The 22127-nt window shown below is 72.8% G+C and carries 18 protein-coding genes; 12 read left to right on the forward strand and 6 right to left on the reverse strand.

The window, feature by feature from the left end; genetic code table 11:
* Positions 1-44: 44 nt before the first annotated feature.
* Positions 45-1469, forward strand: coding sequence for a protein kinase (locus ACIRYZ_RS01115; protein ID WP_402937891.1), 1425 nt, complete (start codon positions 45-47; stop codon positions 1467-1469).
* A 112-nt stretch (positions 1470-1581) separates the two neighbouring features.
* Entirely contained in the window at positions 1582-3327 is a 1746-nt protein-coding gene (locus ACIRYZ_RS01120) for a protein kinase (RefSeq protein WP_402937894.1), read from the forward strand.
* 19 nt (positions 3328-3346) lie between these two features.
* Here ACIRYZ_RS01120 and ACIRYZ_RS01125 read toward each other — a convergent pair whose 3' ends face one another.
* Together ACIRYZ_RS01125 and ACIRYZ_RS01130 are read right to left on the reverse strand one after the other, a co-directional pair.
* Complete coding sequence (locus ACIRYZ_RS01125; protein ID WP_402937896.1) at positions 3347-4435, reverse strand: phosphotransferase; 1089 nt, start codon at positions 4433-4435, stop codon at positions 3347-3349.
* Between the two features lie 65 nt (positions 4436-4500).
* Positions 4501-5160, reverse strand: coding sequence for a response regulator (locus ACIRYZ_RS01130; RefSeq protein ID WP_380608838.1), 660 nt, complete (start codon positions 5158-5160; stop codon positions 4501-4503).
* A gap of 426 nt (positions 5161-5586) precedes the next feature.
* Here ACIRYZ_RS01130 and pdhA point away from each other — a divergent pair, with 426 nt between their 5' ends.
* The 3 genes from pdhA to ACIRYZ_RS01145 are packed head-to-tail and all read left to right on the forward strand — an operon-like array spanning position 5587 to position 9146.
* Positions 5587-6741 carry a pyruvate dehydrogenase (acetyl-transferring) E1 component subunit alpha gene (gene pdhA / locus ACIRYZ_RS01135; RefSeq protein ID WP_393023576.1) on the forward strand — a complete coding sequence of 385 codons (1155 nt, stop codon included), beginning with the start codon at positions 5587-5589 and terminating at the stop codon, positions 6739-6741.
* The gene (locus ACIRYZ_RS01140) at positions 6741-7715 is read left to right on the forward strand and encodes an alpha-ketoacid dehydrogenase subunit beta (protein WP_387613343.1); all 975 of its coding nucleotides are present in this window, start codon (positions 6741-6743) and stop codon (positions 7713-7715) included. Before pdhA ends, ACIRYZ_RS01140 begins: the two co-directional genes overlap by 1 nt.
* Positions 7716-7730: 15 nt before the next feature.
* Positions 7731-9146: a dihydrolipoamide acetyltransferase family protein gene (locus tag ACIRYZ_RS01145; protein ID WP_402937901.1), complete on the forward strand. Its 1416-nt coding sequence runs from the start codon at positions 7731-7733 to the stop codon at positions 9144-9146.
* A gap of 80 nt (positions 9147-9226) precedes the next feature.
* Here ACIRYZ_RS01145 and ACIRYZ_RS01150 read toward each other — a convergent pair whose 3' ends face one another.
* A complete protein-coding gene (locus ACIRYZ_RS01150; RefSeq protein WP_402937904.1) occupies positions 9227-10201 on the reverse strand; it encodes an LPXTG cell wall anchor domain-containing protein in 975 nt (324 codons plus the stop codon).
* Between the two features lie 203 nt (positions 10202-10404).
* On the opposite strand from ACIRYZ_RS01150, the gene ACIRYZ_RS01155 reads away from it, so the two are divergent.
* The 3 genes from ACIRYZ_RS01155 to ACIRYZ_RS01165 all read left to right on the forward strand — a co-directional run bounded on the left by ACIRYZ_RS01155 (position 10405) and on the right by ACIRYZ_RS01165 (position 14425).
* On the forward strand, positions 10405-11637 hold the full coding sequence (locus ACIRYZ_RS01155) for a benzoate/H(+) symporter BenE family transporter (RefSeq protein ID WP_402937907.1): 1233 nt from the start codon (positions 10405-10407) through the stop codon (positions 11635-11637).
* 158 nt (positions 11638-11795) lie between these two features.
* Positions 11796-13028, forward strand: a complete 1233-nt coding sequence (locus ACIRYZ_RS01160; protein ID WP_402937909.1) for a M64 family metallopeptidase — start codon at positions 11796-11798, stop codon at positions 13026-13028.
* 59 nt (positions 13029-13087) lie between these two features.
* Complete coding sequence (locus ACIRYZ_RS01165; protein WP_402937911.1) at positions 13088-14425, forward strand: nitrate/nitrite transporter; 1338 nt, start codon at positions 13088-13090, stop codon at positions 14423-14425.
* Between the two features lie 60 nt (positions 14426-14485).
* On the opposite strand, the gene ACIRYZ_RS01170 is transcribed toward ACIRYZ_RS01165, so the two are convergent.
* Together ACIRYZ_RS01170 and ACIRYZ_RS01175 are read right to left on the reverse strand one after the other, a co-directional pair.
* Positions 14486-15319: a Bro-N domain-containing protein gene (locus ACIRYZ_RS01170; protein WP_402937914.1), complete on the reverse strand. Its 834-nt coding sequence runs from the start codon at positions 15317-15319 to the stop codon at positions 14486-14488.
* A gap of 158 nt (positions 15320-15477) precedes the next feature.
* On the reverse strand, positions 15478-16299 hold the full coding sequence (locus ACIRYZ_RS01175) for a maleylpyruvate isomerase family mycothiol-dependent enzyme (RefSeq protein WP_402937917.1): 822 nt from the start codon (positions 16297-16299) through the stop codon (positions 15478-15480).
* A 173-nt stretch (positions 16300-16472) separates the two neighbouring features.
* Between ACIRYZ_RS01175 and ACIRYZ_RS01180 the strand changes: the two genes are divergently transcribed.
* The 3 genes from ACIRYZ_RS01180 (at position 16473) to ACIRYZ_RS01190 (ending at position 19168) form a co-directional block, all read left to right on the forward strand.
* On the forward strand, positions 16473-17270 hold the full coding sequence (locus ACIRYZ_RS01180; protein WP_393023553.1) for a carbon-nitrogen family hydrolase: 798 nt from the start codon (positions 16473-16475) through the stop codon (positions 17268-17270).
* A 138-nt stretch (positions 17271-17408) separates the two neighbouring features.
* Positions 17409-18404 carry a GntR family transcriptional regulator gene (locus ACIRYZ_RS01185; protein ID WP_402937920.1) on the forward strand — a complete coding sequence of 332 codons (996 nt, stop codon included), beginning with the start codon at positions 17409-17411 and terminating at the stop codon, positions 18402-18404.
* Positions 18405-18520: 116 nt separating this feature from the next.
* A complete protein-coding gene (locus ACIRYZ_RS01190; protein ID WP_387613368.1) occupies positions 18521-19168 on the forward strand; it encodes a hypothetical protein in 648 nt (215 codons plus the stop codon).
* Positions 19169-19241: 73 nt separating this feature from the next.
* On the opposite strand, the gene ACIRYZ_RS01195 is transcribed toward ACIRYZ_RS01190, so the two are convergent.
* Entirely contained in the window at positions 19242-20027 is a 786-nt protein-coding gene (locus ACIRYZ_RS01195) for an SLATT domain-containing protein (RefSeq protein WP_402937923.1), read from the reverse strand.
* A gap of 367 nt (positions 20028-20394) precedes the next feature.
* On the opposite strand from ACIRYZ_RS01195, the gene purD reads away from it, so the two are divergent.
* Positions 20395-21642, forward strand: a complete 1248-nt coding sequence (gene purD / locus ACIRYZ_RS01200; RefSeq protein ID WP_402937926.1) for a phosphoribosylamine--glycine ligase — start codon at positions 20395-20397, stop codon at positions 21640-21642.
* The last annotated feature ends 485 nt before the right edge of the window (positions 21643-22127 follow it).

Genomic DNA, 22127 nt, shown 5'->3' on the forward strand with positions numbered 1-22127 from the left:
CACGGCTGCGGCAGCACGGCCGCGCCGAGGGGGAGCAGAGGACCATGAGCGAGCACGGCAACGCGGCGGTCGAGGGCTTCTCCCTGGGCAACGGCCGCTATGTGCTGCAGCGGCTGCTGGGTGAGGGCGGCATGGCCTCCGTGCACCTCGCGTACGACAGCGTGCTCGACCGGCAGGTCGCGCTGAAGAGCATGCACAGCGAGCTGGGCCGGGACGACTCGTTCAAGGAGCGGTTCCGCCGCGAGGCCCAGGCGGTGGCCCGGCTGGAGCACCCCAACATCGTCACGGTGTACGACAGCGGCGAGGACGTCGCCGCGGACGGCTCCAGCACGCCGTACATCGTCATGCAGCTGATCGACGGCAAGGGCCTGCGCGAGACGATCAACGAGGCGGTCGCCCAGTACGGCGCGGTGCCCACCGAGGAGGCCCTGAAGGTCACCGTCGGCGTGCTGAACGCGCTGGAGGCCTCGCACGACATGGGCCTGGTGCACCGCGACATCAAGCCCGGCAACGTCATGTTCGACCGCAAGGGCAACGTCAAGGTCATGGACTTCGGCATCGCCCGGGCGCTGGAATCCGGCGTCACGTCGATGACCCAGACCGGCATGGTGGTCGGCACCCCGCAGTACCTCTCGCCCGAGCAGGCGCTGGGCAAGCCGGTGGACGCCCGCTCCGACCTCTACTCGGTCGGCGTGATGCTCTTCGAGATGCTCACCGGCCAGCTGGTCTTCGACGGCGACTCGGCCTTCTCGATCGCCTACAAGCACGTCCAGGAGGAGCCGCAGGCGCCCTCCAGCCTCAACCGCTCGATCACCCCGGCCGTGGACGCCTACGTCGCCCAGGCGCTGCGCAAGGACCCGGCGCACCGCTTCCAGAGCGCGGCCGCGATGCGGGACGAGGCGGAGCGGCTGATCGCGGAGCTGAAGGGCGGCGGCGGACACTCGCTCCAGGCGAGCACCCCGCTGATGATCAAGGAGGGTCCGCTTGCGGTGCACGCCGCGCCGCAGGCCCCGCAGGCCCCGCAGACCCCTCACCCCTTCCCCCAGCAGCCGCAGTACCGGACGCCGCCGCCCGCCTACCAGACCCCGGCCCCGCAGGCTCCGCACACGCCGCACCCCCAGTACCTCCAGCAAGGGGGGCAGCCGCAGTACCGGACGCCGCCGCCCGCCTACCAGACCCCGGCCCCGCAGCCGCAGTTCCACCAGCAGGGCGGGCAGCGGCCGATGCACACCCCGGTGCCGCAGCCGATGCCGCCGTACCAGCAGCCGAAGCCCAACAGCGGCGGCTGCTCCACGGCGTTCGTGGTCGTCGCGATCATCGTCGGTGTGCTGGTGCTGGCCGGCATCATCATCGCGATCGTGGTGAACAACGCGCAGGACAAGACCAAGACCAAGTTCGGTGGGCACGCGGAGCGGCCGGCCGCGGTGCTGGTGCTGGACCAGCCGACCGACCGGAATGGCCTGCTCTGACGGATTCCGGCAGGTTCGGGCTGTCACGGGTGCGCGCCGGAAGCGGTAGCGTTCGGGGATACGAAAGCGACAGGGCACCGCGATTCCGAGCGAACGCCCGGGGCGAGGAGCGATGGCACAGACGCAGCAGCCGGACGACGACGCGGGTGCCCGAGCGGACGGACGGACCGGCGGGACGCCGAGGATTTCCGAGCCGGGCAGCGAAGCCGCGACCTCCGCGCTGCCGCCGTTCGGCCGGAGCGGGCCGCAGACCCCCGGCCGCGGCACCGCCGCCCCGCTGGGCACGGTCGGCGACGGCCGCTACCGGCTGACCCACCGGCTCGGCCGCGGCGGCATGGCCGAGGTCTTCGCCGCCGAGGACGTGCGGCTGGGCCGCACCGTCGCGGTCAAGCTGCTCCGCGGCGAGCTGGCCCAGGACGACGTCGCCCGACTGCGCTTCACCCGCGAGGCACACGCCGTTGCGGCGCTGAACCACCACGCGATCGTCGCGGTCTACGACACCGGCGAGGAGTACGTCGGGGACGAGTCCACGCCGTACATCGTGATGGAGCTGGTCGAGGGCCGGACCGTCCGCGAGCTGCTGGTGGACGAGGAGGCGCCGCCGGTCGACCAGGCGCTGATCATCATTGCCGGGGTGCTGGAGGCGCTGGCCTACAGCCACCGGAACGGCATCGTGCACCGCGACATCAAGCCCGCCAACGTGAGCATCACCAACGCCGGCGCGGTCAAGGTGATGGACTTCGGCATCGCCCGGGCGCTGACCGGCGGGGCCACCACGATGACCCAGACCGGCATGGTCATGGGCACCCCGCAGTACCTGTCGCCCGAGCAGGCGCTCGGCAAGGCGGTCGACCACCGCTCCGACCTGTACGCGGCCGGCTGCATGCTCTACGAGCTGCTCACGCTGCGCCCGCCGTTCACCGGCGACACCCCGCTCTCGGTGGTCTACCAGCACGTCCAGGACCCGCCGGTGCCGCCCTCGCAGGCCAACAGCCGGGTGCCGTACGGGCTGGACGCGCTGGTGCTCCGCTCGCTCGCCAAGAACCCGGACGACCGCTTCCAGGACGCCGACGAGTTCCGCGCCCACGTGCAGCACGCGCTGCGCGAGATGCACGGCGCGGCCGGCTGGGTCGGCGCGGAGGCCGGCGACACCGGCGCCACCCAGGTGATCCGCCCGGACCAGTCGGCGGCCACCCAGGCCTTCGGTGCGGTCGGCGCGGGCGACCAGACCTCCGTGCTGCCGTACTCGACGGGCGGCCCGCACACCCCCTCCTCGCCCTACCCGGCGGCCGGCGGCCCGTACGGCGGCGGTGGCGGCGAGGACGACGGCGACCACGGCGACCACGGCTCCGGCCGTCGGCGCGGGCCCTGGGGCTGGGTGGTCGGCGGGCTCGCCGTGCTGCTCGCGGCCGGCGCCGGGATCGCCTTCGCGCTCAGCGGCAACGACAACAACAACACGATCACGCCGAACACGCCCGCCCCGGTGGTCAGCACCACCGAGGCGACCACGCCGACCCAGAGCGGCCAGGCGAGCCCGTCGCCGTCCGTCCCCGGCAGCCGGCGGACGCAGCAGCCGACCGACAACGGCAGCTACACCGGCAACAGCGGTGGCTACAACAACGTGTCGCCGTCGCCGAATTCGGGCAGGCACACGCCGACCCAGACGCCGACCCAGACGCCGACGTCGACGCCCACCCACGTCCCCACGGCCACCTCGACGGGGACCAGCGGGCCGACCTCGGGGGGGTCGACGCCGACCTCGGGCGGCGGGGGCAGCACGCCCACCAACCCGGCGCCGCCGACCTCCAAGCCGACCGGTGGCGGAGGCGGCACGGTGCCGCCGCCGTCGGGGCTCTGACGACCCCCGGCTGACGGGCTCAGTTGGCGAAGGCGTCCAGGACCTGCTCGTACTCCTGGCACCACCACGCCAACTGGCCCGCCGAGGCGGGGTAGAGCGGGTCGGCCCGGTGGTCGGCCCGCTGGTAGCGCCACTGCAGCATCCAGAAGTCGTTCAGCCGCTCCCACCAGACCCGGTGGACGGCGGCGGCCAGGTGCTCGGCGGTGGCGGCCCCGGAGGCCCGGTAGGCCTGTGAGTAGCGGCGGACCCGGACCAGGTCGAGGGCGCCGGTGGTCCGGTCGTTGAAGAGCAGCGTGGCGCCGCGGACGGCCTCCTCGGCGCGTGGCTGGGGGCCGAGCTTGTCCCAGTCCAGGACGGCCGTGACCCGGTCGCCGTCGTACAGCAGGTTGAGGCCGTGGAAGTCGCCGTGGGTCCAGCCGGTGGGCGGGACGGCCTGCGGGTCGGGGCGGCGGTGGGCGTGGTCGGCGAGCAGTTCCAGTCGTTCGGCGAGCCGTTGTTCGACCAGGGTGTCCAGTTCGTCGTACGGGCGGTGCTCGCGGGCGTGGCGGCGCAGTTCGCGGGCGAGTTCGGCGCTGTCGAGGGGGTCGGCGCTGCGGTAGCCGGCGGGCTGGTCGAGGGGGGCGCAGACGTCGTCGAGCGCGCCGTGCAGTCGGCCGAGCAGCGCGCCGAGCGCGTCGCACTGCGGCAGGGGGAGCTCCGTACCGTGCTGGTGTCGGCCATCGACCCAGGGGAAGAGCGCGAACAGCCGGCCGGCCAGGCCGGCCACCGTGCCGGCGCGTTCGGTGCAGGTCAGCGGGGGTGAGACGGGCAGTCCGAGGGCGTGCAGGTCGGTCATCGCGCGGTGGTGGGCGAGGATCTTCGGACGGTTGGCGGTGGCGGCGTCGACGTAGCACTTCAGGAAGTACGCCCCGGCCTCGGTGGTGACCCGGTAGCCCCGGTTCAGCAGGCCTTCGGCGACGGGTTCGGCGGTCAGCAGCCTCCCCACCCGGTAGCGGGCCAGGACCTCGTCGAGTGCGCTGCGCGGGACGGGCGGGCTGAGGGTCCCTATCGGCGGGGCGGAGAGGTCGGGGCGGGCCGGGGCGCAGGCGAGGGTCTGGCTGAAAGTCACGTGCAGAGGTTATGGCCCCCTGGTGGGGGCCCTTGACAAACCGTCAGATGTGTGAAGTGGCCAGATCAGTACTGATGGTCGGCCTGGTGTCGTGCCACGAAAGCGGCCGCCTGGGTGCGCCGCTCCATGCCCATCTTGGCGAGCAGACTGGAGACGTAGTTCTTCACCGTCTTCTCGGCCAGGTGCAACTCGTTGCCGATCTGACGGTTGGTCATCCCCTCGCCGATCAGATCGAGGATCCGCCGCTCCTGCTTGGTGAGTTGGGACAGTCGCTCGTCCTCCTTCTCGCCGCCGTCGCGCAGCCGGGCGAGCACCCGGCTGGTGGCGACCGGGTCGAGCAGCGAGCGGCCGGCCGCGACGTCCCGGACGGCGGTGATCAGGTCGGTGCCGCGGATCGCCTTCAGGACGTAGCCGGAGGCGCCCGCCATGATCGAGTCGAACAGCGCCTCGTCGTCCGAGAAGGAGGTCAGCATCAGGCACTTGATCTCGGGCAGCCGGGAGCGGACCTCGCGGCAGACCTCGACCCCGTTGCCGTCCGGCAGCCGGACGTCGAGCACCGCGACGTCGGGGTGGACCGCCGGGATCCGGGTGAGCGCCTCGGCGGCCGTGCCGGCCTCGCCGACCACCTCGATGTCGTCCTCGACCGAGAGCAGGTCGTGCACGCCCCGTCGGACGACCTCGTGATCGTCGAGCAGGAACACCCTGATTTGTCCGTTATCAGTCACGTCCAAAGCCTCCCATATCACCCTACATAAGGCCTATCGTTTGCATCGGCGTAAAGACGTGATCCGGCCACAGTCGCCGAAACCGATACCGAGAACCCCCTTTCGTACGGGCGTCTGCCCGGATAACGTGCGCTGGTGTCCTGAAGGCGCTCGAATTGAGAGCTGCGTCACGCCGACCGTCACCCCCACCCTTCCGACGGCGAGCCCCGGCGCGGCACCCTCGGGGTTGTAGGCCCTGAACAAGTAGGACGTCCTAGCGCAAGCGCGCCAAGGGCGGACGCTGGGTAACGTTCTCGTGAGGGACGCCGTCGGAACAGGATCACCACCTGCCACGCAGTAGGTGCGCACACCCACGCGCGCCCCGCGAGGCGGTGACCGGACCGGTCACCGGCGACCCCGGGCGGCCGGACAGACCGAGGAGTGAACGTGACCGTCAAAAGCACGGCGAGGGCTCGCAAGAAGGCGGCCCCCGCTGTCCCTGACACCCTCCGCGCCACGGGTAAGGACGCCCAGCCGGAGCTCGTGCAGCTGCTCACCCCGGAAGGCGAGCGGGTCGAGCACCCGGACTACCCCCTCACCATCACTCCGGAGGAGCTGCGCTCCCTCTACCGCGACCTGGTGCTGGTGCGCCGGTTCGACGGCGAGGCGACCGCCCTCCAGCGTCAGGGCGAGCTGGGCCTGTGGGCCTCGCTGCTCGGCCAGGAAGCCGCCCAGGTGGGCTCCGGTCGCGCCATGCGCACCGGCGACTACGCCTTCCCCACCTACCGCGAGCACGGCGTGGCCTGGTGCCGCGACGTCGACCCGCTGAACCTGCTCGGCATGTTCCGCGGCGTGAACCACGGCGGCTGGGACCCGAACGAGAAGAACTTCCACCTGTACACCATCGTGATCGGTGCGCAGGCCCTGCATGCCACCGGCTACGCGATGGGCATCACCAAGGACGGCGCCGACGACGCGGTGATCGCGTACTTCGGCGACGGCGCCTCCAGCCAGGGCGACGTCAACGAGGCCTTCACCTTCGCCTCGGTCTACAACGCGCCGGTGGTGTTCTTCTGCCAGAACAACCAGTGGGCGATCTCCGAGCCCACCACCACCCAGACGAAGATCCCGCTGTACCGCCGCGCCTCCGGCTTCGGCTTCCCGGGCGTGCGGGTGGACGGCAACGACGTGCTGGCCTGCCTCGCGGTCTCCCGCTGGGCGCTGGACTACGCCCGCAGCGGCAACGGCCCGGTGCTGATCGAGGCTTTCACCTACCGGATGGGCGCGCACACCACCTCCGACGACCCCACCCGCTACCGGCTCGCCGAGGAGACCGAGGCCTGGAAGGCCAAGGACCCGATCCTGCGGCTGCGCACCCTCCTGGAGAAGGAGGGCCTGGCGGACGAGGAGTTCTTCGCCGCCGTCGACGCCGAGAGCGAGCAGCTGGGCCTGCGGGTGCGCGAGGGCGTGCGCAGCATGCCGGACCCGGACCCGACGCTGATCTTCGACCACGTGTACAGCGAACCGCACGCGCTGGTCGATGAGGAACGGGCCGAATACATCGAGTACGCGGCCTCTTTCGAGGCGGGGGAGAACCACTGATGGCCGGTCAGCTGAGCATCGCCAAGGCGCTCAACGAGGCGCTGCGCAAGTCGCTGGAGAACGACCCGAAGACCGTCCTGATGGGCGAGGACATCGGCAAGCTCGGCGGCGTCTTCCGGATCACCGACGGCCTGCAGAAGGACTTCGGCGAGGGCCGGGTGATCGACACCCCGCTGGCGGAGTCCGGCATCATGGGCACCGCGATCGGCCTCGCGCTGCGCGGCTACCGCCCGGTCGTGGAGATCCAGTTCGACGGCTTCGTCTACCCGGCCTTCGACCAGATCGTCTCCCAGCTGGCCAAGATGCACGCCCGTGCGCTGGGCCACGTCAAGATGCCGATCACCGTCCGCATCCCCTACGCGGGTGGTATCGGCGCGGTCGAGCACCACAGCGAGTCGCACGAGGCGTACTTCGCGCACACCGCCGGTCTGCGGGTGGTCACCCCGGCCAACGCGCACGACGCGCACTGGATGCTGCGGCAGTCCATCGAGTCGGACGACCCGGTCATCTTCCTGGAGCCCAAGCGGCGTTACTGGGACAAGGGTGAGGTCGGCGCCGCCGCCGACCTGGGCCTGCACGACGCCCGGATCGTCCGCCCCGGCGCCGACGCGACGCTGATCGCGTACGGTCCGATGGTCAAGGTCTGCCTGGAGGCCGCCGCGGCCGCCGAGGAGGACGGCCGCCGGCTGGAGGTCGTCGACCTGCGCTCGCTCTCCCCGGTGGACTTCACCACCCTGGAGGAGTCGGTCAAGCGCACCGGGCGGGCCGTCGTAGTGCACGAGGCTCCGGTCTTCATGGGCATGGGCGCCGAGCTGGCCGCCCGGCTCACCGAGCGGTGCTTCTACCACCTGGAGGCGCCTGTCCTGCGGGTCGGCGGCTACTTCGCGCCGTACCCGCCGTCCCGGGTCGAGGAGTCCTTCCTGCCCGACCTGGACCGCGTGCTCGACGCCGTCGACCGCGCGCTCGCGTACTGATACCGGGGAGCGAAGATGGCCACCGAAGTTCGCTCGCTCCGCGAGTTCAAGATGCCCGACGTGGGCGAGGGCCTCACCGAGGCCGAGATCCTCAGCTGGTACGTCAAGCCCGGTGACACCGTCACCGACGGGCAGGTCGTCTGCGAGGTCGAGACCGCCAAGGCGGCCGTGGAGCTGCCGATCCCGTTCAACGGGGTCGTCGAGCAGCTCTTCTTCCCGGAGGGCGCGACGGTCGACGTCGGCACCGTGATCATCTCGGTCGCGGTGGCCGGCGAGGCGTCCGCTCCGGCCGCTGTGCCCACGCCGGCCCCCGCCGCCGAGGCGCCGGCCGACGAGGCCGAGCCGGAGCGCCGGGAGGTGCTGGTCGGGTACGGCCCGCGCACCGGCGGCAGCCAGCGCCGGGCCCGGCGGACGACCACCACCAAGACCGTCACCGCGTCGAAGCCGGCTCCGGCCGTGCCCGCCGCCCCGGTCGCCCCGGCTCCGGCCGCGCCCGCCCCGGTGGCCGAAGTGCCGCTCGGTGAGCGGCCGTTGGCCAAGCCGCCGGTGCGCAAGCTGGCCAAGGACCTCGGCATCGACCTGCGGGCCGTCACCCCGACCGGCCCGGACGGCGTGATCACCCGCGAGGACGTGCACGCCCACGCCGCGGCCCAGGCCGCTCCGGCGGCTCCGGCCGTCGAGGTGGCCGAGGTCGCCGCGGTCGAGGTGCCGGTGTCCGCCCCCGCCGCGGGCGACGTCCGGGTGCCGATCAAGGGCGTCCGCAAGGCGACCGCGCAGGCGATGGTGGCCTCGGCCTTCACCGCCCCGCACGTCACCGAGTTCGTGCAGGTCGACGTGACCCGCACGATGAAGTTCGTCCGCCGGCTCAAGGAGAGCGGCGAGCTGGGCCGGGACGTCCGGGTCAGCCCGCTGCTGCTGGTCGCCAAGGCGCTGCTCACCGCGATCAAGCGCCACCCGGAGATCAACGCCCAGTGGGACGAGGCGGCCCAGGAGATCGTGATCAAGGGTCAGGTGAACCTCGGCATCGCCGCGGCCACCCCGCGCGGCCTGATCGTCCCGAACATCAAGGACGCCGGGTCCAGGACCCTGTCCGGCCTGGCCGTCGCGCTCGGCGAGCTGGTGGAGACCGCCCGCCAGGGCAAGACCTCGCCGGCCGACATGCAGGGCGGCACGGTCACCATCACCAACGTCGGCGTCTTCGGCGTCGACACCGGCACCCCGATCCTCAACCCGGGCGAGGCGGCCATCCTCGCCTTCGGCGCGGTCCGGGAGCTGCCGTGGGTGCACAAGGGCAAGGTCGTCCCGCGCCAGGTCACCACGCTCGCGCTCTCCTTCGACCACCGGCTGGTGGACGGGGAGTTGGGCTCCAAGGTGCTGGCCGACGTGGCCGCGCTGCTGGAGCACCCGAAGCGCCTGATCACCTGGGGCTGACGGCCCGGAAAGAACGCTGAAGGGGCCCTTCTCCGCACCGCCGTGCGGAGAAGGGCCCCTTCGTCCTGCCTACCCGTCGACTACCGCTGGGAACGGAGGCGGCGGACGGCGATCAGGACGCCGGCGCCGAGCGCGAGGAGCGCGGCGGCGGAGACAGCGAGGAAGGTGTTGGTCTCGGAGGCGCCGGTGTGCGCGAGCTCGGGGGTGCCCGCCGGCGCGGTGGTTGCCGGGGCGGCGGACGGGGTGGCGGTGGGAGCGGCCGGGTCGGCAGCGGGCGCCTTGGTGGACTCGGCGGCCTTGGCGGGGGTCTTGTCGGCGGCGGGCTCGGCCGGAGCGGGCTTGGCGGGCTTGGCCGGCGCGGCGGGCTTGGTGGGCTTGGGCTTGGCCGGGGCGGTCGGCTGGGCGGGGGTGGCGGTCCGGGCCACGTGGAAGGTGTGGGCCTCGCCGGGCTCGGTCGGGAAGCCGGGGGCCTCGGCGCCCGTGCCGATCTGGATCTCGGTCAGGTCCTTCGGCGCCTTCGCGGAAAGGCCCACCCGGAACATGAAGTTGGCGGCCCGGCCGTTCTCCAGGCGCGCGGTGGTGGTGGCGGGGGAGTCGACGGTGAAGATCGTCGGGTCGCAGCCGTGGCGGAGGGCGACGGGCTTCCAGCCGCCGGCGGTGGCGACCTCGACCGTGAGGTCCTCGGTCCGGAGGTCGCCCGACTTCGGGCTGAACAGCGCGAGCATCGCGGAGACGTTCTGGTACGGGGCGCCGGTGAAGTTGGTGACGCCGACGCCGATCTCGACCTTGGCGCCGCCCGCGGTGATGGTCTGGCCGTCCGGGGTCATGTGGAAGCCGGCGGAGTAGTTGCCGTCGTGCTGGGCCGGGGCGGCGGCCGGGGAGGTGACGGCGGTGGTGTCGCCGGCCTCGTTGCCGCAGGCCCAGGCGGTGTCGCTCATCGCGAGGACCTGCACACCGCCCGCGAGGACGGTGGTGGCGGCGAGGACGGCGATGCGGCGGCGGCCGGAGAAGGAGCGGTCGTTCTTCGCAAAACGGGTGATAACGGACGTGCGCATGACGTGACTCCCCAGGGTCATGGTCTGACGGTGTGTGGGTGAAGACGACCGGCCCCGCTCCTCGTGAGCGGAAGCGCCCCCCGGCTCCGCCGGTCTCGCTCTCCGTGCCTTCATCCGTATAGACGCGCATCCCTGTCGGGGGTTGCAGGTCGGTTGAAAAGTTTTTTCGGGAGTCTTCGGCCGGGCTTCGGGATACTGCTGAAATGACGGATGAGCTGACGATCCGACCGGAGAAGACGGCGGTCGAGGGCGGGGAACGTCGGTTGCTGCGGCGGGACGTGTCGGGGCCGGCGCTGCTGGCGGGACTGGTGTGCGTCGCGGTGTCCTTCTCGGGGCCGCTGGTGGTGGTGCTGGCGGCGGCGGCCGCCGGGCGGCTGGACCAGGCGCACACCGCGTCCTGGATCTGGGCGGTGGCGATCGGCAGCGGGGTGAGCGGCTTCGCGCTCAGCTGGTGGACCCGGACGCCGGTGATCACCGCCTGGTCCACCCCGGGGACCGCGCTGCTGGTGACCAGCCTGGGCGACTACCCGTACCGGGAGGCGGTCGGGGCGTTCCTGGTGAGCGCCGCGGTGGTGACGCTGTTCGGGGTGACCGGCTGGTTCGGCCGGCTGATCGCGGCGGTGCCGGTGGGGATCGTGAACGCGATGCTGGCGGGCATCCTGTTCTCCTTCGGCGCCGGGATCTTCGGCGCCGTGCACAGCGCGCCGGTGCTGGTGGTGGGCGGCTTCGCGGCCTTCCTGCTGGCCAAGCGGTTCGCGCCCAGGTACGCCGTACCGGTCGCGCTGCTGGTCGGCGGGGTGCTGGCGGCGCTGACCGTCGGGCTGCCGCTGCACCTGGGCTCGGGCGGGCCGACCGTGCCGGTGCTGACGGTGCCGGCCTTCTCCTGGTCGGCCCTGGTGGGGCTGGCACTGCCGCTCACCATCGTCACGCTGGCCTCGCAGAACGCCCCGGGCCTCGGGGTGATGCGGGCCTTCGGCTACCAGGCGGACGACCGGCTGCTGATCGGCTCGACCGGTGCGATGGCGATGCTGATGGCGCCGTTCGGCTCGCCCGGGGTGAACCTGGCGGCGATCACCGCGGCGATCTGCTCGGGTCCGGAGGCCCACCCGGACCCGCGCCGGCGGTACGTCGCGGGGATGTCCTCGGGCGTGCTGTACGTGCTGGTGGGCAGTTTCGGCGGGGTGCTGGTGAGCCTGTTCACCGGGCTGCCGAAGGAGTTGGTCGCGGTGATCGCCGGGGTCGCGCTGCTGGCCTCGCTGCAGGGGAGCCTGGCGGCGGCGGTCGCCGAGGAGCGCGGGCGGGACGCGGCGGTGGTGACCTTCCTGGCGAGCGCCTCGGGGATGAGCCTGTTCGGCATCGGTTCGGCCTTCTGGGGGCTGCTCTTCGGGCTCGGGACGCACCTCGTGCTGAACCTGGGGAAGCGTTCCCAGGAGTGATGCAGCTGGACTGATTGGTATGAATGGCGCGATAGGAATCGTTCGGCCAGGTCGGTGACATTTTCTTCGGCCGGTTGGGGCGACACACCGGTCCGGGTACGTCTCCGCTCCACCACCCGGGCGACGCCGGGTGACCGGAGCCCCGAGGACGAACCCGTATGCCTTCTGGCACCCCAGGCCGTCTCGTCCGGAGTCTGGCCGCGTTCGTGCTGGTGTCCACCGCCGTACTCCCCGCTGCTCTGGAGGCGGTCGGCCCCTCGCCGTTCGGCGTGATCGGGGCGGGCGCCCCGGCCGATCGGGCGGTGCCGCCGCACACCTCGCACCGCCCCGACCAGCGAATACCCGCGGCCGCCCCGACCTTCGACATACGCCGCACCGGGGACCCGGCCAACCGGATCACCCTGGTCCTGCTCGGTGACGGCTACACGGGCGACGAACAGGAACTGTTCCGGCAGCAGGCCGACAAGGCCTGGCACGCGCTGATGGACATCGAGCCGTTCCGCACCTACCAGGGGTTCTTCAACATAAGGCGGGTCGAGGTGGTCTCCCCGGTCTCCGGGATAGCCGAGACCGAGAGCCGCGGCCGCAACCCCGCCACCCCGCTCGGGATGCACTTCTGGTGCGAGGGGACCGCCCGGCTGCTCTGCGCCGACGAGTCCGCCACCGCCCGGTACGCGGGGGACAGCGCCGGGCCGCAGTACCTGATAGCGCTGGCCAACTCCGCCGAGTACGGCGGCGCCGGGGGCACCGGGGTGACCACCCTGGCCGGGGGCAGCCCGGACTCCGGGCGGATCATCCAGCACGAGATCGGGCACACCGTCGGGGACCTCGGGGACGAGTACGACAGCGCCCCGGAGGACGCCGACTACCCGAACCTCTCCACCCTCAACGCCGACGACATGCGCAAGAAGCAGACCAAGTGGTGGCGCTGGCTGGGCGTCGACTCCCCGGACGGCGCCGGGACCGTCGGGGCGTACCGCGGCGCCAACGGCCTCTACCGGCCCACCCCCGACTCGGTGATGCGCACCCTGGGCAGCACCTACAACCTACCCTCGCGCGAGGCGATCATCGAGGAGATGTACCGCAAGGTCCGGCCGACCGACGCCCCCTCGCCGCCGCCCGGCGAGGTGACCGGGCGCCCGCGGCTGGACGTCCGGCCGCTGCCGCTGACCGGCACCCGGCAGCTGAAGGTGGAGTGGAAGGTGGACGGGGTCCCGGTGGCGCCGCAGGCTCCGGACGGCGGCTCGCTGGACACCGCGCAACTGGACCTGGCCCCGGGCCGGACGGCCACCGTCACCGCGACCGTCCAGGACACCACGGACTGGGTGCGGGACGAGGCCTTCCGGGACCGCTACATGACCAGGTCGGTGTCCTGGACGGTGACCGGCTGAGGGCCCGCCCTCGCCCCAGGCTGGGCGTCCAATCATGGGATGACTAATCTGGTCGAACTATGACCGTGGAGCCAGCTCGTTCAGCCCCGTCCCTGTCCGTCCCCGCTCCCCGACCCGCCGTCGAGCCCTCGACCGCCACCGCGCCCTCGCCGCCCGGCGGCCGCGCGGCCTGGCTGGCCTGGTCCATCGGCGTCAGTGTCTACATCCTGGCCGTCATCCACCGCACCAGCCTCGGCGTGGCCGGACTGGACGCCGCCGAGCGCTTCGGCATCGGCGCCTCGGCGCTGTCCACCTTCTCGATCCTCCAGGTGCTGGTCTACGCGGCCATGCAGGTCCCGGTCGGGCTGCTGGTCGACCGGTTCGGGCCGCGCCGGGTGCTGCTGCTCGGCGTGCTGCTGCTGAGCACCGGGCAGCTGGCCTTCGCGTTCAGTTCCTCCTTCGCCCCGGCGCTGGCCTCCCGGGCGGTGCTCGGCTGTGGCGACGCGATGACCTTCATCAGCGTGCTGCGGATCGCCGCCCGCTGGTTCCCGGCGGCCAAGAACCCGTTCGTCGCCCAGCTGACCGGCCTGGCCGGGATGGGCGGCAACCTGGTCACCACGGTGGTGCTCGCCCAGGCGCTGCACAGCGAGGGCTGGACGCCCACCTTCGCCGCGATCGCGCTGCTCGGCGTGGCGGTGTTCGCGCTGGTCGCGCTGTTCCTCAAGGACGCACCGCCGGTCGTACGACCGGCCGACCCGCCGGCTGCCCGCCCTGAGGTCCGACGGCAGGTCCTGGACTGCTGGCGGGAGCCGGGCACCAGGCTGGGCCTGTGGGTCCACTTCACCACCCAGTTCCCCGGCAACGCCTTCGGCCTGCTCTGGGGCATGCCCTACCTGGTCGAGGCGCAGGGCATGTCCCGGACCGCGGCCGGCGGGCTGCTGACCCTGCTGGTGCTCTCCAACATGACCTGCGGCTTCGTCTTCGGCCGCCTGCTCTCCCGCACCGCCCGGGCCCGCATGCCCATCGTGCTCGCCGTCATCGCCACCACCGCGCTCGGCTGGGCACTGGTGCTGGCCTGGCCCGGCGGCCACCCGCCGATGTGGCTGCTGGTCGGGATCATCCTGGTGATGGGCAGCAACGGCCCGGCCTCACTGGTCGGCCTCGACTACGCGCGCTCCCGCAACCCGGTCGAGCGGCTCGGCACCGCCTCCGGCATCGTCAACATGGGCGGCTTCATCGGCACGATGATCACCCTGTTCGGCATCGGCGTGCTGCTGGACGCGCTCTCCCCGGCTGGCGCCGGGGCGTACTCGACCACCGCCTTCCGCTGGGCGTTCTGCTGGCAGTACGTGCCGCTGGCGGTGGGGACGCTGATGATCCTCCGGCTGCGGCGGCGGGTGATGGTGACGGGACCGTAGGGTTTCTGACCTGCGGAAACGCCTGTCCCCTCAGAATTTCTGAGGGGACAGGCGGAGAGATCAGCGGCCGTACCCGCGCATGAACGCGGCCATCTGCGGCGGCGTCCCGAAGACGCGGGCACCGTGCAGTTCCGCGTACATCGGGCCGTGAATCGGTACGGGCTCCGTGACGGGCACGGGCTGCGCCTCGCTCCGCAGGCGGATCAGGTCCACCAGCTTCAGCTTCGGGCAGCCCGGGACGATCCGGCTGCCCCGGATCCCGACCCGCTCCCCGCCCGGGCAGGCGAAGTACGCACCGAACGGTGGTCCGCCGTCCTCCTCCCGGCTCGGCAGGTGGAGCACCATCTCGCCGTGCAGGCAGTGGACCGTCCCGTCCGAGCGGACGGTCAGGCCGGGCCAGTCCTCGTGGTCGATCTCCGCGACGATCTGCACCTGCTGGCCGATCGCCTCGGCCAGGGTCTCCGCCATCCGCTGCTGCTGGGCCGGAATGTCGGTGTCCCCTCGGCGGACGGAGGGGAGGAGCTCTTCCGTAACCCATGCTCGGAACTGGCGGGAAGAGCTCTTCTCCGACCTCATGAGAAGGCTGTACAGACCTGCCTCGCTTACCACGCCGAGTAGCGGGTTTCCTCGCCAGTAGGGCTTCTGGCCTGCGGAATCGTTGTAACCCTCGCTTTGAGCGAGGGCTACCGACCGCAGATCGATCGTGCGGTGCTGGTGGGCCTCCAGCCCCTTGGTGGTGTCGGTCGGATTACGTCGACCCAGGATCCGGCACACGTCCGCCGTGACGAACCACGGCTTCCCATCGATCATGACGACGCGGATCGGCTGCCCCGTGACCGGGAAGCTCGACCGCACCAGCACCATCTGTTCCTGCTGTTCCTGTTCGTCGTCCATGGGGACGCTCCTCCTTCTTCCGGGTGATGTCAGGACTGCCCGGAACAACGAGGCCAAACAGGTGAGGTGGCTGGTGCTGGGTTGACGCATGGATGCACGAGTGGTGCCGACCCGGCGTGCGGTCGTGCGTGTACGCCGGGTGGTGCACGCCGTGGGCGTCAGATGGTGACGGAGAAGTTGGCCAGCACCCGGTCGGCCAGCTCCTTGTCGCCCTCGACGGTCACCGGGCCCGGTCGGCCCCGGCCGCAGGCGAGGCGAACGTACGTCTCCCAGTCCATGGTGAGCTGGACGTCGGGGGCCAGGCTGATCGACTCGTCCACGGTGCCGCGCCCGGAGGCGTCCACCCGGACGGTGCGCAGGAACTCCACCGGGCCGGTGACGTCCACCACCAGGGCCGTCCCGGCCGGGGCGCCGGCGTTGTGGGCGATGGCCTTGGGCAGCCGCTCCAGCAGGAAGTCCCGGGTGATCAGCGCACCCGGGGCGGCCAGGTTGCCGGGGGTCTCCAGGGCCCGGCGCAGGTCCTGCTCGTGCACCCAGACGTCGAACGCCCGCATCCGCAGCAGCTCGTGGTACGGGACGTTCCCGGCGAGCGGGCCGGCCGACCAGCGCACCGGCTCGTCGGGCGCCTGCTTGGCGTTCCGCAGCGCGCGGGAACGGCGGATGATCGTGTACTCCAGCTCGCTGGTCATCTCCAGCGCGGTGTGGCAGCGGCGCTTGTCGACCGGCAGCTCGATGTAGCGGGCGAACTCGGTGGTCACGTGGCGAAGATCACGCGGCAGCGAGTGGATCGGACGGGGATCGCCGAGCAGCTCGGACTCGACCGCGATCACGTGCGACACGATGTCCCGGACCGACCAGCCGGGGCACTCGGTCGCCCGGTTCCAGGATCCCTCGGGGAGGGGGGCGACCAGCTCCGATATGGACTCGATGCTGTGCGTCCACGCCTCGGTGTAAGCCTGCACGGTCTGGTTGTCCGTCACGGGAATCTCCGGCCCTCCGTCAGCTTTCCTACGGTCCGCGCCCGGTCATCGCGGCCGGCCGGGATGGTCCGGCTTCCGGGCGCTCACGCTAACCGCACGTTACGCTGCCGGGAGACAGCTGGGCAGCGCTTTCGGGTGACGATCGTAGGACTCTTGCCGTGGACGGTGGTACTGTGCGCGCTTCATTGATCCAACTCGGGGTCTCCGACGCCGAGCCGCCCGCCGAGCGACGGGCCCGCGCCGCGGCGCTGGTACGGGCGCAGCAGGACGCCGACCTGGTGGTGCTGCCGGAGCTGTGGCCGCTCGGCGGCTTCGCCTACGACCTCTGGTCGGAGGGCGCCGAGACCCTGGACGGGCCCACCTCGGACGCGATGGCGGCGGCCGCCCGGGCCGCCGGGGTCTGGCTGCACGCCGGTTCGATCGTCGAACGCGACCCGGACGGGCCGATCTACAACACCTCGATGCTGTTCGCCCCGGACGGCGAGCTGGTGCACACCTACCGCAAGATCCACCGCTTCGGCTTCGACAGCGGCGAGGCGGTGGTGATGGGCGCCGGGCAGGAGATCGTCACCGCGCCCACCGACTTCGCCACCCTGGGCCTGGCCACCTGCTACGACCTGCGCTTCCCGGAGCTGTTCCGGGCGCTGCTGGACGCCGGCGCGCAGCTGCTGGTGGTCCCGGCCGCCTGGCCGGCCCGGCGGCGCGAGCACTGGACGCTGCTGGCCCGGGCGCGGGCGGTGGAGGAGCAGGCCTTCGTGCTGGCCTGCAACACCGCCGGGACGCACGCCGGGGTCGAGCAGGCCGGGCACAGCATCGTGGTGGACCCGTGGGGCCGGGTGCTGGCCGAGGCCGGGGACGACGAGCAGGTGCTGACCGTCGACTTCGACCCGGCCGAGGTGGGCAAGGCGCGTGAGGAGTTCCCGGTGCTGCGGGACCGCCTGCTCGGCATCCCGGCGCCTGTCCAGCGGTAGGGCCCGAGGCGTTCCGGAGGGTTGGTTCGTACCTGCTCCGGGCCGGTTTGAGAAGATGAGCACTCGTCGTGTTCCCTGCCGCTGGTCGGCCGGTCCGTCGCGGGTCGGCCTGGCGGCCTGCCCGAGGAGGTCGCGCGCATGTCCGGCAACGGCGCAAGCGACACCCCCCGTCCCGTCATCCACCGCAACAGCCTGCGCGAGCAGATCGCCGGCGCGCTGCGCGAGGAGATGATGGCCGGCCGGCTGGCGGCCGGGCGCAACTTCACCGTCAAGGAGATCGCCGAGCTGTACGGCGTCTCCGCGACCCCGGCCCGCGAGGCGCTGGTCGACCTCGGCGCCCAGGGGCTGCTGCGGACCGAGCACCACCGCGGCTTCACGGTGCCGGAGCTGTGCTGGGAGGACTTCCTGGAGATCTTCGAGTCCAGGGTCCTGCTCACCGACAGCTTCTACCGCCAGTTCTCCACCCGCCGGGCGCTGCCCGACCTCACCCGGCTGCCCTCGCTGAGCCGCCGGGCCGACGCGGCGGTCCGGGCCGCCCGGGCCGGGAACCTGGATGTGATGGTGGGCTGTGACCGCCGGTTCTGGCAGGAGGTCTCCGCTCTGCTCGGCAACCGGCGGATCGGCGACTACCTGGACTGGCTGCGGGTGCAGTCCTGGATGTTCGCCGCGCCCTACCTGCGGGAGATGCCCGCGCTGGGCGGGGTCTGCTGGGACCGCCACCTGGACCTGGTCGAGGCGATCGGGGCCCACGACCTCGAAGCCGCGTACCGGATCATCTGCGAGTACAACCTGTTCACCGTCCGGCTGCTGGCCGGGCTGGCCGGGAGCCCGCTGGAGTCGGTGACGGTGCTCGGGCTGCTCACCGAGGCGGCCGGGGCGGAGCCGCTGCCGGTACCGGTCGAGCCGCCGGTGTCCTCGCCGCCGCTCCCGGCGGAGCCCGCCGCGGAGCCCGGGACGGCCCGGGCCGGGCGGCCCCGGCAGGGCGGGGAGGTCGGCCGGGAGCTGGGCCGTGAACTGGGCCTGGGCCTCGGCCTGGTGCCGCAGCCGCGCTGGGTGCCGTACGGACGGTTCGGCCGGCGGCCGGCCGAGGCTCCGCAGGGACGGCCCGATCCGCACGCCGCGCCGGGCCGGTAGGGTGGGCGGGCGTCGAACCCGGTGCCCTGGCAAGGGCCGTCCGGGTACCGACTCCGCCCCCCGTCGTCGCCCCGCCCCGCGGGCGATCCCCGCCGTCCGGAGAGGAACTGCCGGCCATGGCCTGCGACCTCTGGCTCGTCCCGCTGGTGGACGTGCTGAGCCACAGCCCCGACAACCCCTTCCGGGACGACCTCGCGCTCTACAACGCGGTGCTGACCTCCCGCGGGCTGCCCCAGGTGCCGGTCTACCAGTACGTCCCCGGGCTGAGCGGAGCGGTCGAGCCGATAGCCGCCTTCGACTACGACTCGCTGCACTTCCTGCGCCGCGCCTACCTGCTGGGCCTCACCGGTCTGGACATCACCCCGGTCGACGCGCTCGGCGGCGACTACGAGCAGCTGTTGGAGATGTTCGAGAGCAGCGCCGAACAGTCGCACCTGGTCTGGCACTTCGACCACGCCGGCGCGTACGTGCCGATCGAGTTCCCGACCCCGCTGGTGGACGACGCGCTGCTCGCCGGCGGCGGCCCGCTCGGCTCCAGCCACGGGCTGCTGCGCGAACTGCAGGCCGTGGCACCGGCGCTGGGCATCGACCCGCTCAACCCGCCGGACCCGACCCGGCCGCTCGGCCCGACCGGCCTGGAGCAGCCGTTCGGGCCGCCGATCGACGACGTGCACCCCTTCGCCCGCGAGCGCCACGCCTGGTCGGGCCTGTACGCGGCGGCGACCCGGAGCCTCGCCCAGGGCTCGATGATCGTCTTCGCGTAGCGCCGTCCCGCCGGGGTGCGTCCGTCGATCCGCGCGCCCGGCGCGAACCGCCGGACACGTCCAGGGGCGCGCCCTACCGCAGCGGCCCCTCCGGCGGCCGCTGGCGCGGCATGGTGGGCCTGGTCCCCGGCGGCGGCAGCACCCGCACCTGGGCGCCCACCCCGGGCTCGGTGCGCCCGCCCCAGGTCCCGGGGGCCTGGGTGGGCAGCTGGGTCATCGAGGCGCGGAACTCCAGCATCCACTCCGAGGTCTCGGTGCGGACCATGTCCGAGACGTCCTCGCAGAACCGCCGCAGCACGCCCAGGCAGCGCTCGGCGGCCTCGCCCGCGGTGCCCTCGGTCGGGCCGAGCACCTCGCGCACGCACTCCGACGCCCAGTCGAACTGGAAGGCCTCCAGGCGGCGTTGCAGTGCCTGGGCGGTGGAGACGTCCCGCATCCAGCCGGAGGTGAGGCCGAAGGCCCGGTCGGTGCCGTAGCAGGCGGCGGCGAGCGCGAAGCTCACGTAGCCCCAGCCGGCGCCGTGCGAGAGCGCGCCGGTCAGGTCCACCAGCGGGCCGGTCACCCCGCCCACCGCGAAGCCGGCCGTGCCGAAGCGCAGCAGGCGCGCCCAGCGGCGCTTCCAGATCCGGTCCCGGCGGTACCACTCGATCGCCTCGACCGCCCGCTCCTCGGACCAGCGGTAGAGCTCCTCCAGCCGCTCGGCGGGCTCGCCCCAGTCCCCGAGCGGGAACTGTCGGGTGCTCAGATCGGTCCGGCGGCGGGTGGAGGCCCGCCGGGCGACGGCGGCGGCGGGCGGGTCCTCCTCACCGATCTCCTTGCCCCAGGCACTCTCCTCGGGCTGCATTTCCGGCTGGCTCACCTGTGGGGCTCCCTGTGGCGGGCGGGCGGCTTGGTCTGGCGGCGCATCGGCTGACATGGCGTCTGCCGGTGGTTGTCCAACAGCACTTCTTACCGCCAAATGGCTGACCGTGGGGGCGCTTCCACGGTGATCGTTATCGGTTTCGGCCACCGGAACCCGAGGTGAGCGGGTTGCGGGGGTCGGCGAGATTTCACCCGTCCGAGCGAGGCGCCGGTGACCCGCCGTCCTGACCCGGACACCCGCCGCGCATCCGGACCCTCCGGGTTTGGAGATTCCTCCGGCGTCGTCGGCGTACGGAGTTCTTCTCCTGGAGGATCCGACGGGACCGGGGAGCGGCCGGAACGGGCCACCGACTACGCTGCCTGGCGTGAAGGTCCTCGTCATCGGCGGCGGCGCCCGCGAACACGCCCTGTGCCGCTCCCTGTCCCAAGATCCCTCCGTGGCCGAGCTGCACTGCGCCCCGGGCAACGCCGGGATCGCCGGCGTCGCGACGGTCCACCCGGTCGACCAGCTGGACGGCGCCCAGGTCGCCGAACTGGCCGTGCGGCTGGGTACCGACCTGGTCGTGGTCGGCCCCGAGGCCCCGCTGGTGGCCGGCGTCGCCGACGCCGTGCGCGCGGCCGGCATCCCGGTGTTCGGCCCCTCCGGCGCGGCAGCGCAGCTGGAGGGCTCGAAGGCCTTCGCCAAGGACGTGATGGCCGGGGCCGGGGTGCCCACCGCCCGCTCCTACGTCTGCACCACCCCCGAGGAGGCCGCCGCGGCGCTGGACGCCTTCGGCGCGCCGTACGTGGTCAAGGACGACGGCCTGGCCGCCGGCAAGGGCGTCGTGGTCACCTCCGACCGCGAGGCCGCGCTGGCGCACGCCGCCGCCTGCGAGCGCGTGGTCATCGAGGAGTACCTGGACGGCCCCGAGGTCTCGCTGTTCGCGATCACCGACGGCACCACCGTGCTGCCGCTGCAGCCCGCGCAGGACTTCAAGCGCGCGCTGGACGGCGACGAGGGCCCCAACACCGGCGGCATGGGCGCCTACTCGCCGCTGCCGTGGGCGCCGGACGGCCTGGTCGAGGAGGTCCTGGAGACCGTCCTGCAGCCGACCGTGGACGAGCTGCGCCGCCGCGGCACCGAGTTCTCCGGCCTGCTGTACGCGGGCCTGGCGCTCACCTCGCGCGGTACCCGGGTGATCGAGTTCAACGCCCGCTTCGGCGACCCGGAGACCCAGGTCGTGCTGGCCCGGCTGCGCACCCCGCTGGCCGGCGTCCTGCTGGCCTCCGCCACCGGCGCCCTGGACCAGCTGGAGCCGCTGCGCTGGGACGAGGGCGCCGCCGTCACCGTGGTGATCGCCTCCGAGGGCTACCCGGCCGCGCCGCGCACCGGCGACCCGATCGAGGGCCTGGCCGAGGCCGAGGCCGACGGCACCGCGTTCGTGCTGCACGCCGGCACGAAGGCGGACGAGGACGGCCGGGTGCTGAGTGCCGGCGGCCGCGTCCTGTCGGTCACCGCGACCGGCGCCGACCTGGCCGAGGCGCGCGACCGCGCGTACGCCGCCGTGGACCGGATCTCCCTCAAGGGCGGGCAGCACCGCACCGACATCGCGCTCAAGGCGGCCACCGCCTGAGGCGCCGGCACCCCCCTGCGGCCCCCGTGCGAACCGCTCGCACGGGGGCCGCGCTCGTCAAGGGCGAGCGAGCCGAAGGGCCGCGCCGGTGCCGACGGTCGGCGCGCCGGCGCTCTCCCCCAGCCTTCGGCCGGGGGGACCCCCATCTCGCTTGTCGCTTCTCCCTTTCGGCACCGGGTCAGAGCGGCCCGGAGGCGAGCGAGCCCCGAAGAGGGGAAGCAACAACCCGCAGGGCGCAGCGCCCCCGGCGTTTCCCGGGCCGGAGCGGTTCCGGGGGCCGACGCACCGTTCGGCGGCCGGATTCCAGCCCATTGGGTGACAGCAACCGCATCCAGCTGACGCAACCGCGCGCTCGGCCTTATGGTGCGCTGGATCGCAGTGCGACGGGGCCGTGCGCCGGGGTCGCCGCCGGGTAGCGGCGCGCCCGCGGGGGGATGCTGGACGGCGTCCGGCCGGGCGGTCGCTCGGGTGCTTCGCACCGGACC

Source organism: Kitasatospora sp. NPDC101155 (genome assembly GCF_044768305.1).
In the GTDB taxonomy this organism is placed as follows: domain Bacteria; phylum Actinomycetota; class Actinomycetes; order Streptomycetales; family Streptomycetaceae; genus Kitasatospora.